Below are 13,263 nucleotides of genomic sequence, written 5' to 3'. Positions count from 1 at the left end.
TACGAACTGGCGATGCCGTGGGTGTACCACGAGGTGACAAAGGTTGTCCCGGTTAGCCAGCCGCCTAATGCCATGTAGGCGCAGGGAAATAGTAATATTCCGCTCCAGCCTACGAATACGAATCTGTCGCGCTTTAACCAGTCGTCTACGGTGTCAAATATGCCGCGACTCGGTGCGCTACCGACTGCAATTGTCATTACAGTAAAACTCCAAATATTATAAGTACGTCAGGAAAATCGCCCGATGGGATAATGTAGGTTGTGAATAATACAAACAATCCATCGGTTTACAAGTTTTGTTTACGATTCTTTACTTGTTCCTAATCTAGTTGTACAACTAATTGCCCATCGGTGGCAAGGTCATTAGAAAAATTTAATCTTTATCCTGTCTATAGGCATAGAATGCATTACCGCAATAATTAGTCAATTAAAATATTTTTTGTAAAGCAACGAAAATAATCATATTTGCGATCGCTTGATTTTAGACAGCTTGGTTGCTACAGGTAATAGGCTATTTAACAGGTATGGTTCGTAACTTGTGATCGCGCGGAAGCTCCCCCTTAAAAAGGGGGACATATGTAGCCAGCTTTTTCAAGCAAAAGTGCAACTATTGAGTACCAATCAAAAGATTCTTAAAATATTCTCTATGTAAATCGCTTTAAGAATCTTTATGTTTATTAACTACCGGGAATCATTCTTCCACAAGGATAGGTAGTTACAGGTTGCTCGGAAGCTGCCGCCGCCGGAATTTCTTCTATAGGTTGAGTTTTAGCTGCTAAATAATCTGTACGCAATTTTTCTAACATCGCGTCCCGCTTATCGTACAAGTTCTTCAATGGACGCGGCTGGCATTTTTGCAACACATAGGCAGTTAGTAATGGTAAGGCGATCGTGCTATCTGTATAACAAACAATTGTATTGGGCAATTGTTCGGGGTCAATTTTGCCCCAGCTTACAGCCTCCGAGGGTGTAGCCCCTGATAAGCCGCCCGTGTCGGGACGTGCATCGGTAAATTGAATGAAATAGTCGTGTCCGCGTTCTTCTAAGCCTAGAACCTCGTGCAACTGCGGCTGAGTCTGCAATAAAAAGTTTTTTGGGCTACCACCGCCAATAATTACCGCCGCGCTTTTGCCTTCTACATTTGGTATACCAGAATCACGGGCAGCATAGGCGATCGCCGCAGTTTCGTTTACGTCTATTGATGGATCGATTATTAGCTTCGATCCTTCTAAGGCTAACGCCGCAACGTTCATTCCAATAGAGCTATCGCCAGGGGAAGAAGTGTAAATAGGTACGCCGCATTCGTAGGCTGTAGCAAGTAAACAAGAATGCTTTACACCAATTTGCTTTTCTACTTCTCGTACGTATTTACCTAGCAAATGGTGAAACTCCGCACTTCCCATGCGTTTTTGAAAAGGCTCGGCTTGCAGAATTTTCCGAATAAAAGCATCGGTTTCTAGCAATACATCGTAGCCAAACATGATGTCATAAATCCGAATAGTATTTTCTTGGCGCAACTTAACATCATCGACAAAGGGATTTCCGCTAAAGAGTTCAAAACCCAAGCCGTAGTGCATATCGTGGTACAAATTTGCCCCTGTGCTAATCATCCAGTCGATAAAGCCATTGCGGATTAGTGGCGCAAGTACCGAAACCCCATAACCCGCCGGAGTCATTGCGCCAGACAAGCTAAGTCCTACGGTAACGCCTGGTTGCAAGACTTCTTTACTTAACAGGTGGCAAATTTCCCGCAGACGTGCGGAATTGTAGGCGGTGAAATAATTATCAATTAAATCTACTACGCCAATTTCTGGCTGCATGGGAGTAGGAGATATTTTGTTACTAGCCAGTTTTGACATTATTTTGATGCTCTAATATGGATGCGTCGATCTAATTTAGCCATTTTTGGCAAGTTTTCTCACCGCTTCCAGGTAACAATTGTAAGAATCTTTGCTAAAACAAACTAAGATTACTTTTTCCAAATGGTTATTAGTGGCTAAGAATGCTTGAATTTCGGTAACGGCAATGGTTGCGGCTCTTTCTACTGGAAACCTATATACACCCGTGCTAATTGCTGGAAAAGCGATTTGCTTAATTTGATAATCTTTAGTTAGTTCTAAACTACGGCGATAACAACTAGCTAATAGTTCATCCTCTCCCTGTTTTCCACCCGTCCAAACTGGCCCAACGGTATGAATTATCCATTTTGCAGGAAGGTTGTAGCCCTTAGTAATCTTAGCGTCCCCAGTCTCGCAGCCGTGTAATTTGCGGCATTCAAGCAAAAGTTCTACTCCGGCGGCGCGATGAATTGCCCCATCAACGCCACCACCACCTAGTAAAGAGTTATTGGCGGCATTAACTATGGCATCGATGGCTAAGGTTGTAATGTCTTTTTGAATAACCGTGATCATAATTTTCTAGGCGATCGCACTCATAAATATATTACATTTGCACGAGAGGGAAAATCGCAACACGCTCTCTTTTAGATTGCTTCCTGGTTTTTACAATCAAACAGATGCAATCCAAAACACCGGGATAGTTCCTCAGAAACTTTGACTTTGCTATCTTTCATACCATTTGCCAATTCATAAACGAGTAAGATTTATACACTCTTTATGAAAAAGAACAAGACTATGAGTGGTAATGAATCGCGCTTTGCGGCAATTTCTCAAATCACCGATCGCGAAATCCTGCCGCCCAAGACTCCTAGTCGCCTAGAAGAACTATGGGCAACGGATGTTTTTACCCTAAATAAAATGCAGGCTTGTTTGCCTAAAGATGTCTTTAAAGCCATCAAAAAAACGGTACAAACTGGCGGTAAATTGGATGTGTCGGTAGCGGGTGTTGTGGCGGCGGCGATGAAAGATTGGGCAATTTCTAAAGGCGCGCTCTACTATGCCCATGTGTTCTATCCCATGACGAACATTACGGCGGAAAAACACGACGGCTTTATCTCGGTGCAAAGCGATGGCTCGGTAATTACAGAATTTACAGACAAAGTGCTGGTGCAGGGTGAACCTGATGGATCGTCTTTCCCTAACGGCGGTATTCGCTCCACGTTTGAAGCGCGAGGATATACCGCGTGGGATGTTACTAGCCCTGCCTACGTGATGAAAACTGACAATGGCGTAACCTTGTGCATTCCGACGGTTTTTATTTCCTGGACTGGTGAGGCCCTAGATAAGAAAACGCCGCTATTGCGCTCTAATGCTGCTATGAGCCATGCCGCAACTCGGTTGCTTAAGCTTTTGGGACACTCGGAAGTTGCCCCAGTTAATTCTAGCTGTGGTGCAGAGCAAGAATACTTCTTAATCGATTCTCATTTTGCTAATAGTCGCCCAGATATCTTATTGACTGGCAGAACTCTATTTGGCAGACCCGCCGCCAAAGGTCAACAGTTTGACGATCACTATTTTGGAGCCATTCCAGAGCGCGTCCAAGTTTTTATGCAGGACGTGGAAGAAAGAATGTATCGCCTAGGCATTCCAGCTAAAACTAGACACAACGAAGTTGCCCCCGGACAGTTTGAAATTGCGCCCTTTTTTGAAGCGGCTAACGTCGCCAGCGATCATCAACAGATGACAATGACGATTTTGAAGAACACCGCCAAGAAGCACGGTTTTATCTGCTTGCTGCACGAAAAACCCTTTGCAGGCATTAATGGTTCGGGTAAGCACGTTAACTGGTCAGTGGGCAATGCGACTCAAGGAAACCTACTCGATCCCGGCGCTACACCGCACTCCAATCTACAATTTTTGCTCTTTTGCGGCGCGGTAATTCGGGGCGTTCATAAATATGGGCCGCTTTTACGGGCGGTGGTGGCTTCAGCCAGCAACGATCACCGCTTGGGTGCAAACGAGGCTCCGCCAGCGATCATCTCGGTTTACTTGGGTTCTCAACTTGAGGATGTGTTCGAGCAAATTAAGCGGGGAGAAGTGAAAAACTCTGCCCATGCTGGGGTGATGAATTTGGGTGTAGACACCTTACCCGAATTTCCTAAAGATCCAGGCGATCGCAACCGCACATCACCCTTTGCTTTTACAGGCAACCGATTTGAGTTTCGAGCCGTTGGTTCTAATCAAGCGGTTTCTGGCCCATTGGTAGCCATGAATACGATTTTGACAGATTCGTTGATCTGGGTAGCAGACACTCTAGAGGCAGAATTAGCAAAAGGGGTGGCATTGAATGATGCTGCCTACACGGTACTTAAGTCGGTGATGGAGCAACACAGCGCGGTTATTTTTGGCGGTAATGGCTATTGCCAGGAATGGCACAAGATGGCGGTGGAGCGAGGTTTATTAAACTTACCGACTACGGCGGATGCTTTGCCTGTTTTGAAAGAGAAGTACATCGAAGAACTATTTGAAAAAACGGGCGTTCTGTCGGCAACCGAACTAGAAAGTCGCTTTGAAGTTTATAGCGAACAGTATGTTCAGGTAATTGAGATGGAAGCTAAATTAATGATTAGTTTGGCAAAAACGGTGATTTATCCGGCTGCCTACCGCTATTTATCTGAGCTTTCTTGCACGATCGCCAATTTGAAAGTAATCGGGGTTGAACTTGAAAAAGAGAGCTTAGAAAAAGTAGCTTCGCTAACCAAACTAATGATGGATAGTGTAAGTAAATTAAGTGACGCTCTGAGCAAGCATGATTTTTCAGTAACCGAAGAACACTTGCAATATTCGGCAAAAACCATTCGTCCAATGATGGATCGAGTCCGAGAGTACGCTGATGCGATCGAGGGTGAAGTAGCCGATGATTTATGGCCTTTGCCCAAGTACCAGGAAATGCTATTTATCAAATAATGGTTAGCGCTGCTGATTGAATGTATGAATTGTAGAGACGTTGCATTGCAACGTCTCTACATGGGTGAATCCCACTGTTAATTGCTGAGAGCAGTTTCAAATTACAATTTTTAGTAATAGTCATATGTGCCAAAAATTGATGCAAACTAATCTCAACAACGAAACGGATGTAGCGGGATCGAATTCATCAACGCTCACGGAAGAACAGTATCAAAGTAAGATGCAGAGGCGTAAAGAAGTCCAACAAGAGCGTGTAGCTAAAGCTTCTCAAGAAAAAGGTTTAATTATTGTCAATACAGGCAATGGCAAGGGTAAAACTACCGCCGCTTTGGGAATGGTGTTGCGGAGTCTTGGTCATGGGTATAAAGTTGCGATCGTGCAGTTTATTAAAGGTGCTTGGGAGCCTGCGGAAAAGGCAGTATTTAGCTTATGGCCAGAACAGTTAGAGTTTCATGCTATGGGTGAAGGGTTCACTTGGGAAACTCAAGACAGAAACCGCGATATTGAAAAAGCTGGGGAAGCTTGGCAAACTGCTTTAACTTTTATCCGCAACCCTGACTATAAATTGGTGCTACTAGATGAGGTGAATGTTGCCCTAAAACTGGGCTATTTGCAGATGGAGGAAGTTTTAGCGGGTTTAGAAGAAAAGCCTGTAGATAGTCACTTAATCCTTACTGGGAGAGGCGCTCCTTTGGCGCTAATTGAACGGGCGGATTTGGTTACAGAAATGACGCTAATTAAGCATCCTTTTCGGGAACAAGGTATAAAAGCTCAACCAGGAATTGAATTTTAAAAGCGCGATCGCCCTTGGCGCTATGCTGTGTGTAATCGCCCCTGTTATTCTAGAAAAGGCGCGATCGCACGACACATGAGTAAATTAATCCTCTTTTTGCTATTGCTAGTTCTAGGCATGGGTTTAGTTAGTAGTAAGTTTTTAGTTGCTCCTAAACCTGTAGTAGCACCGATTGAGATTAAGCAAAAAGTAGCCGCACCGCCTGTAGTTTCCACCCCGAAAGTATCAGAAATTTACTTATTTGAGCATCTTCAGAAGTTGCAAGGCGATCGCTCTACTAATCAAAATCGCACTTTTGCCCGTAACTATATTACTGCGTCTCTAAAAAGTCTCGGTTGGTCGCCTAGCTTACAACGTTTTGCTGATGGTATCAATATTGTTGCCGAACGTTTGGGAACAAGCCCAAAAGCTGGAACAATTATTGTTGCTGCTCATTACGATACCGTTCCTAGTTCTCCTGGGGCAGATGATAATGCAAGTGGAGTTGCAACTTTATTAGAAATTGCGCGAATTTTTAGCAATCTTTCCACACCACAGACTTTAAAGTTAGTTTTCTTTGATGCGGAAGAAATCGGCTTGCGCGGTAGTTTGGCATTTACGGCTAATAAAGCAAATTTAGCTAACCTAAATGGTGTAGTAGTTATGGATATGATTGGGTTTGGCTGCTATACTCCCGGTTGTCAGAAGTACCCACCAGGGTTGCCAGTCTTTGCCCAACGCGATCACGGTGACTTTTTAGCAGTAGTGGGCGATGCGGAACATTTACAGTTATTAAATGCTTTTAACAGCCCCACATTACCAGTAATAACTTTACCTATTCCGCTTAAAGGTTTGTTTACGCCGGATGTTTTACGTAGCGATCATGCGCCTTTTTGGTATCAAGGAATTGGCGCGGTATTAGTTACAGATACGGCAAATTTGCGATCGCCTCACTATCACCAATCAAGCGACACTGTCGCAAATATTGATCGCTCCTTCTTTACAGGAGCGGCGCAAGTTGTGGTCAATGCTACTCATAGATTATTACAACGCCAAGCATGATTGGCGGAAATGATCGCCTCGTTGCTCGAAGTTTTGGTATTGATCGAAACTTGCACAAGCAGGTGACAGTAAAACTACTGAGGAACTGTATTGTGGTGCTAATTCTGCCGCTTTAATTACGGCTCGATCTATTGTTTCTACAATTTGGTAATGAGTATAACCCTCTTGCTGCAAACGTTTAGCAAATTGCGAAGCGGCGTTGCCAATTAATAACACCGCCGCCGCCTTAGCTTGAATTGCTTTTATCCAACTACTATCATCACCCGCTTTAGCTTCGCCTCCAGCAATTAAAATCGCTTTACCCTCAATCGCAGTTAACCCAACTTCCGCCGCGTCGTAATTAGTGGCTTTGCTGTCGTTGATAAAATCGATTCCTTGCCAAGTACAAATATGTTCTAAGCGATGGGGAACTCCAGGAAAATTAGTTATAGCTAATGCGATCGCCCTATTATCAATTCCCGCCAATTTTGCCGCCGCTACTGCCATTAACAGATTTTGATAATTGTGCTTTCCTACCATCCGCAAAGCCGATACTTCTACAACTTGTTCGCCGCCAAATACTACCCAGCCAGCCTCTATATAAGCTCCTAGTTCCGGGTTCCCGATTACATAATCTTTTCCGTTAACACTTGTCCAACACGCCGAAGGATGCCCAAAACTAGCTCCTAAATTGCTTAAATATTCATCATCACCATTAAAAATTTGGTGTTCAGACTGCTTTAATAAATGAGCTTTAATCTCAAAATAGCGCTCTAAAGTTTGGTGGCGGCTGAGATGATCGGGTGTAAATGTCGTCCATACGCCGATTTTAGGCGCAACACTCGCCGATGACTCGATTTGATAACTACTTAGTTCCCCAATTACCCAATCGGGCTTAATTCCCTGATTTCTTGCCTTTAACGCCAATTCGCAAGCCGCGTAGCCAATATTTCCGCAAGAAGGGGCGTTAAAACCCGCCGCTTGAAAAATAGCTGCAATCAAAGCTGTAGTTGTAGTTTTGCCATTTGTACCCGTAATTCCTACCCAAGCCGAGGAATTTAAAACCCGCCATGCAAGCTCCATCTCGCCAATAGTTTCAATGGATCTTTCGCGCGCTTGAATCAAAATAGGCGCATCCCAAGGCACGCCAGGACTTACAACAATGATTTTTGGTGAGTCCTCATCCTCTAGATTTAGGGAGTAATTTAGCTTTACTTCTATACCTTCGGCGGCTAATTCTGCTTGCTGTTGCTGCAACGTTTCATTAAAAGCGCGATCGCTTATCACTACATTCCAGCCATCACCCTTTAACAACCTGGCGGCGGCAATTCCCGACTTTCCAAGTCCGATTACATGAGCCGTTTTCATAGTTTATCCTTTAACGATCGCTCCAAAATCTCCTAAAACGCGGGAGTGATTTCTTAGTAAACCCAACAAATTCAAACGGTTTTGCTTAATATTTGGGTCATTATCCATCACTAAGACGCTATCGTCGCCATCAAAAAATTTGCTGACAATTGGCGCAATCTCACTAATTGCTGCTACTAATTGCTGATAATTGCGATCGCGCTTTGCTGTTTGCGTTTGAGGTACTAACTGCACTAACCCCTCATAAAAAGCCGATTCTGAGGACTTTTGAAATAACTCTCGATTTACTACGCCTTCAGGGTTTAACTCATTTGTATCTAAATTACCTTGGATTGCTAAACGAGTAGAACGGTTGACGGTTTCGTAGATTTTCTCTAAGGTGCGATTGTTGCGGATAGTTTGCAAAAATAAAGCGCGATCGCGTACATCTAATAAATCTGTCAATGCGCGTAAGTTATATTCTGTGTCTTTCTCGCTACAAGCGGCGTTTACCAAGTCGTAGTCGATACCGCGTTCGTCTTGTAGTTGGTTGCGGATTCTTTGAATAAAAAACTCTTGCAACTGTATCTTAGTTTCTTTGCTGGCAACTTGTTCTAGCAAAGCATCTATGTTAATCGGTAAGTCTGCCATCCAAATAATATTAACAATGGCATTGGCTGCACGACGCAAGGCAAAAGGATCTGATGAACCCGTTGGCAACATCCCTAATCCAAATATACTAACTAAAGTATCGAGCCTATCTGCTATCCCCACAACTTGACCAGGTAAGGATTGTGGCATTACATCCCCTGCACCTTTGGGTAAGTAATGTTCCTCAATGGCGATTGCTACGGCGGGGGATTTTCCACTTGATAGAGCATACTTATGTCCCATTATTCCCTGCAACTCAGGAAATTCATAAACCATTTGCGTAACTAAGTCGGCTTTACATAATGAAGCCGTATCTCCAATGAATTCTAATAATTCGTGATTTGACCATCTTAAGTTCTCCCCAATCTGTTTGGTAATTAACTCAGAAATCCTAACTATGCGCTCTACTTTGGCGCGTACCGAGCCTAAATCTTCTTGAAACGTGACTTTCTCTAGCTTGGGTAAATAGCTTTCTAAAGGTTTTGCTAAATCGGCATTGTAGAAAAACTGAGCATCCGCTAAACGAGCGCGAATCACTCGTTCATTTCCCGCCGCGATGATATCACTTTTAAGCGGATCGCCATTAGAAACGGTTATAAAATAAGGCAACAAAGTATCAACCGATTGGGTTTTGTTAGCGCTGACTCCTGACAAATTCCCGCTAACGGCTTTAAACACCGGGAAATAACGTTGATGAGTTACCATCACTGTTGTAATTACTTCTGGGGGTAAAAGTAAAAATTCTTCGTCAAACTTCCCGACAACGGCGGAAGACCATTCGACTAAATTTGTAACTTCTGCTAGTAATTCTGGATAATTAGCTAAATGTCCGCCCAAATTTCGCGCTGCGGACTCGATTTGTTCTTGAATTTTGGCAAGTCGTTCTTTTTCGTCTACATCTACAAATGCCGATCGCAAGCTGGTAGCATAATCACTAGCATCGTTGAGGGTTACAGGCTGGGGATGTAAAACGCGATGACCTGATGTAATGCGATCGCTCTTTATTGTCTCTGAGCCGTTAATTAGTTCAATGGGCAATACTGTATCATCAAGCAAAGCAACTAACCTTTCAATTCGGCGGGGAAACTTCAAATCGCCATCCCCCCAACGCATAAACCTTTTACCCTCTAGCTGCAATATCCAACTGGTGGCAATTTCGCCTAATATCTCTGAAGTTACTCGTCCAGGGATAGTTTGACGAACAAATACAAAGTCGCCTTTATCAGTGGGACGAATTTCTAATTTTTCTACTTCTACGCCCTGTTTTTTAGCAAAACCTACGGCGGCTTTAGTTGGTTGACCATCTTTGAAAGCAGCTTGAGATGGTGGCCCTTTAACGTCTTCAACTCTATCTGGTTGTTTTGCGGGTAAACCTGTAATCAATACAGCTAACCTTCTAGGAGTACCATAAACCTCTAGCGATTTGATCGCCAGATTATTTTGGGTCAAACTTTGGGGAATAAGTACGCGCCATTGCTGCAATGCATCAGTAACAAAGCTTGCTGGTAATTCTTCTGTACCAACTTCTAATAAAAAATCAGACATATAAAATATAATGGCTAATTAAAATAGTTTACTCGGTAGCTGGTTGTTTAGCTCCAGTCTTCATCTTCACCCTTATTAGCTTTACTTTTATAAAGTGGTTTATCCTTGTGAATTTCGAGAGTTTTAGCAAATAGCTCGCTTTCTGTAAGTTGCCAGTTTTGCAAAGCTACCTCTAAATCTTTTTGAATATCTCTAGCGCCGGGAAAGCCATCGTAACGAATCCGCAGCCTGGCAAGCTCCGCTAAATTGTAATCGGTGGGCGATGATACTAATAGATTGTCAACAATAATGCGATCGCGGTGATATAAAGGATGTTGCCTATCTTGATTTTCTGTTTTTGACATTAGTAGCTACTCCGACGGGCGATCTAGCTTTGCATCTTATTCCTTTAGCAGGAAAAGAATCAAACGCAATTTATATTAATCTAAATTAGGTGAGTAATTCTATTCAAATTAATGTAGAGACGTTGCAGTGCAACGTCTCTACACTCTGCGAAGAAACAAGATTAGATTAAAACAGCATTATAAAAATATGATTAAATCTTGGCTGATTATTGGGGGTGTAACGCTACTGGTAGCAATGGCGGCGAACTTTGTTACCCCAAGCGATCGCAAATGGTTTAATCGCTTGCGTCCTAGTTGGTTAACTTTTGAATTTGCAATTCCCTTTATTTGGATTACTATTTTTATTTGCGGCGCTTGGTCGGCTTATATAGCCTGGGAAAATAGCAAAAATTGGTTATTAATGGGGCTGTATTTACTGCTAGAAATTGTTACTATTGCTTACACTCCAGTAATGTTTAGACTCCGCAGTTTAAAAATTGGCACACTTATCGGGGCTACTGGTGCAGTTATCGGGCTTTTACTCACACTAACAGTATTCCCAATTTCTGGCTGGGCAGCATTATTACTTGTCCCTTATATACTTTGGAGTCCAATCGGAACTTATACTACGTGGGAGATGATGAAACTAAACCCTCAAGATGGATAATCAGTTTCTTCTACTCGCCCATAACGTGCGACTACAGGATTAAGACTCAACCAAGCCCACATTTGATCGCCTTGACAAAAATGCCACCATTCCCCCGGATGACGTGCAAAACCTGCGTATGTCATTACTTCTCGCAATAGTTGGCGATCGTTATGATATTGTTGCTGTTCGGGTAAACTACTATTAGCAAAATAATCGGGATGCGATCGCGCTGACATTTCATCTATAGGCGAACCCATATTCACTACCTTCCCTGTACCATCTACTAAAGTAATATCTATTGCTGCGCCCGTACTATGAGGCGGTGGAGTAAGGGGATCTAAGCTTGGTAATGCCCAAATTTGATAAACTTGTTGCCAAATATCTTCGCGCTTTACGGCGGATAAATTAGCTATATTCAGCTTTTGCGCCTCAACGACTTGGGCGAAAGTGTAATCTACCATAAACTGCTGTACGGACACCGGGCGATAAGCATCAAAAATTTGAATCCGCCAACCAGGATTTTTTGATTGTAGATATTCTTGCGCCTTGATTAAACTATCGAGTACAGATTTACGCAAATAATAGGGTGATAATTCTGCATAAGTTGCGCCTAATAACTGGTAAAGGTGGGGTGACTCTACAGCAAATATTTCTAAAGGAATTTGTACCATTGATTCACCACATTCGGCGATCGCAATTTGCTGATATGGTTTCATTTAATAACTTCTTTAGGTAATGGCGGTACAGGATCGTAACCACCCGGATGCAAGGGATGACAGCGCAAAATCCGCTTTATTGCCATAAAACTACCTTTTATCGCCCCAAATCTCTCTATAGCTTCCATTGCGTACATCGAACACGTGGGGTGAAACCGACAAGTAGGCGCAAATAAAGGCGATATAAATAAGCGATAGCCACGAATTAGCCATAAAAGCAGCATTTTCATCATTCACCTTAGAAAGAATCTACTACATTTGTATAAAGGAGCTTATTTTTTAGTTTAGATACTTTGGATACTTTACTTTCGCCGATAAATCTACAAATTGCGATCGTTGTACTTTGGATAGGCTTACTTTTACTTGTAGCATCTTTGCTCAATCGCTTTGGTAATGGCAACGCTGAAGTTGTCCGCAAAGTTGTCCATATTGGTACAGGTAATGTAATTTTGTTTGCTTGGTGGCTGCATATCCCCGCTTTTGTCGGTGTTGGCGCTTCAATTTTGGCAAGTATAGTTACTTTTTTGTCTTATCGCTTCCCGATTTTACCTGGAATTAATAGTGTAGGGCGTAAAAGCTTAGGTACATTTTTTTATGCAGTAAGTATTGGCATATTAGTTGCTTGGTTTTGGACTATCAATCGTCCCCAGTATGCAGCTTTAGGCATATTAGTTATGGCTTGGGGAGATGGTTTGGCGGCTTTAGTTGGACAAAAATTTGGTAAACATCCTTACAAAATCTGGGAAAATAAGAAAAGCTGGGAAGGTTCTGGCACAATGGCGTTAGTTAGCTTGATTGTTTCAGGCTTAATTTTTTTAAACGTCAATGGGAATAATTGGCAAACATGGATAGTATCTTTAAGTGTGGCGTTGGCGGCGACAATTTTAGAAGCTTTCTCTGTCTATGGTATTGATAACTTAACTGTACCTTTAGGAAGTGCGGCTTTAGGCTTTTTCTTAATTGAACTGTTGCCCCATTATTTGGGCTAAAATATCTACCTACAGATTGATGAACGCAATCGCACTTATCTAAAAATAACTAATTGCTCCTCTAAAATAAGTGGCAGCCAATCCCCTTTGTAATAACTAATTAGACCCAGGAACAAAACCCTTTTAGGTTACTACTTTTGAGCAAATCTGAGATTTCAAAGACAGATACAAAAGTTGGATTGGCGACAGATTTATTTCTGAAAAGCTAGATTTTCTATTTTAGTATTTACACTCGTTGCAAAGGTGATATGCTCCTATAAATCCTTTTATCACCAAAAGCTGACAAGACCCATAATGTAGTCTCGAAAAAGGATAATTGCCGTTTGAAGTGTTTAGTATTATAGGTAGCTAATCCAAAAAGATAGCGTTGTTAAACAGCTAATCAAGCTACTTGGCTAAACAAGTTAAATTTATTCAATATTTAAG

12 protein-coding genes and 1 pseudogene are annotated in these 13,263 nt (G+C 42.5%); 5 read left to right on the top strand and 8 right to left on the bottom strand.

The window, feature by feature from the left end:
- From C7B70_RS07500 to C7B70_RS07490, 3 genes and pseudogenes are all read right to left on the bottom strand, one after another.
- Window positions 1–197: pseudogene (locus C7B70_RS07500) on the bottom strand (photosystem II D2 protein (photosystem q(a) protein)); the annotation flags it as partial.
- A gap of 479 nt (window positions 198–676) precedes the next feature.
- On the bottom strand, window positions 677–1,858 hold the full coding sequence (speY, locus tag C7B70_RS07495) for a deoxyhypusine synthase (protein ID WP_106368436.1): 1,182 nt from the start codon (window positions 1,856–1,858) through the stop codon (window positions 677–679).
- 36 nt (window positions 1,859–1,894) lie between these two features.
- Window positions 1,895–2,410: an O-acetyl-ADP-ribose deacetylase gene (locus C7B70_RS07490; RefSeq protein WP_106368435.1), complete on the bottom strand. Its 516-nt coding sequence runs from the start codon at window positions 2,408–2,410 to the stop codon at window positions 1,895–1,897.
- A gap of 222 nt (window positions 2,411–2,632) precedes the next feature.
- Here C7B70_RS07490 and C7B70_RS07485 point away from each other — a divergent pair, with 222 nt between their 5' ends.
- The 3 genes from C7B70_RS07485 (at window position 2,633) to C7B70_RS07475 (ending at window position 6,638) form a co-directional block, all read left to right on the top strand.
- Window positions 2,633–4,804 (top strand): glutamine synthetase III, encoded by a 2,172-nt coding sequence (locus C7B70_RS07485; protein ID WP_106368434.1) that lies wholly within the window; start codon window positions 2,633–2,635, stop codon window positions 4,802–4,804.
- A 139-nt stretch (window positions 4,805–4,943) separates the two neighbouring features.
- Window positions 4,944–5,597 carry a cob(I)yrinic acid a,c-diamide adenosyltransferase gene (gene cobO, locus C7B70_RS07480; RefSeq protein WP_106368443.1) on the top strand — a complete coding sequence of 218 codons (654 nt, stop codon included), beginning with the start codon at window positions 4,944–4,946 and terminating at the stop codon, window positions 5,595–5,597.
- Window positions 5,598–5,624: 27 nt separating this feature from the next.
- Window positions 5,625–6,638, top strand: coding sequence for a M20/M25/M40 family metallo-hydrolase (locus tag C7B70_RS07475; RefSeq protein WP_199192111.1), 1,014 nt, complete (start codon window positions 5,625–5,627; stop codon window positions 6,636–6,638).
- Here the strand turns inward: C7B70_RS07475 and murD are convergent.
- From murD to C7B70_RS07460, 3 genes are read right to left on the bottom strand one after another with little or no spacing between them, the layout of a single operon-like run.
- Window positions 6,621–7,985, bottom strand: coding sequence for a UDP-N-acetylmuramoyl-L-alanine--D-glutamate ligase (murD, locus tag C7B70_RS07470; protein ID WP_106368432.1), 1,365 nt, complete (start codon window positions 7,983–7,985; stop codon window positions 6,621–6,623). The two genes, C7B70_RS07475 and murD, sit on opposite strands and share 18 nt — an antisense overlap.
- A gap of 3 nt (window positions 7,986–7,988) precedes the next feature.
- Window positions 7,989–10,160: a glycine--tRNA ligase subunit beta gene (glyS, locus tag C7B70_RS07465; RefSeq protein WP_106368431.1), complete on the bottom strand. Its 2,172-nt coding sequence runs from the start codon at window positions 10,158–10,160 to the stop codon at window positions 7,989–7,991.
- A gap of 47 nt (window positions 10,161–10,207) precedes the next feature.
- Window positions 10,208–10,504 carry a DUF3288 family protein gene (locus tag C7B70_RS07460; RefSeq protein ID WP_106368430.1) on the bottom strand — a complete coding sequence of 99 codons (297 nt, stop codon included), beginning with the start codon at window positions 10,502–10,504 and terminating at the stop codon, window positions 10,208–10,210.
- Window positions 10,505–10,691: 187 nt separating this feature from the next.
- Here C7B70_RS07460 and C7B70_RS07455 point away from each other — a divergent pair, with 187 nt between their 5' ends.
- On the top strand, window positions 10,692–11,150 hold the full coding sequence (locus C7B70_RS07455) for a TspO/MBR family protein (protein WP_106368429.1): 459 nt from the start codon (window positions 10,692–10,694) through the stop codon (window positions 11,148–11,150).
- Here C7B70_RS07455 and C7B70_RS07450 read toward each other — a convergent pair.
- Window positions 11,138–11,848, bottom strand: a complete 711-nt coding sequence (locus C7B70_RS07450) for a M15 family metallopeptidase (protein WP_106368428.1) — start codon at window positions 11,846–11,848, stop codon at window positions 11,138–11,140. The genes C7B70_RS07455 and C7B70_RS07450 overlap by 13 nt on opposite strands.
- Window positions 11,845–12,078: a membrane protein insertion efficiency factor YidD gene (yidD, locus tag C7B70_RS07445; RefSeq protein WP_106368427.1), complete on the bottom strand. Its 234-nt coding sequence runs from the start codon at window positions 12,076–12,078 to the stop codon at window positions 11,845–11,847. Before yidD ends, C7B70_RS07450 begins: the two co-directional genes overlap by 4 nt.
- A gap of 63 nt (window positions 12,079–12,141) precedes the next feature.
- On the opposite strand from yidD, the gene C7B70_RS07440 reads away from it, so the two are divergent.
- A complete protein-coding gene (locus C7B70_RS07440) occupies window positions 12,142–12,837 on the top strand; it encodes a diacylglycerol/polyprenol kinase family protein (protein ID WP_106368426.1) in 696 nt (231 codons plus the stop codon).
- Window positions 12,838–13,263: the final 426 nt, after the last annotated feature.

The sequence above is a fragment of the Chlorogloea sp. CCALA 695 genome (assembly GCF_003003885.1).
In the GTDB taxonomy this organism is placed as follows: Bacteria; Cyanobacteriota; Cyanobacteriia; order Cyanobacteriales; family Chroococcidiopsidaceae; genus Aliterella.
The sequence above is the reverse complement of the archived record's forward strand: the minus strand, read 5'-3'. Positions and strand labels throughout refer to the sequence as shown.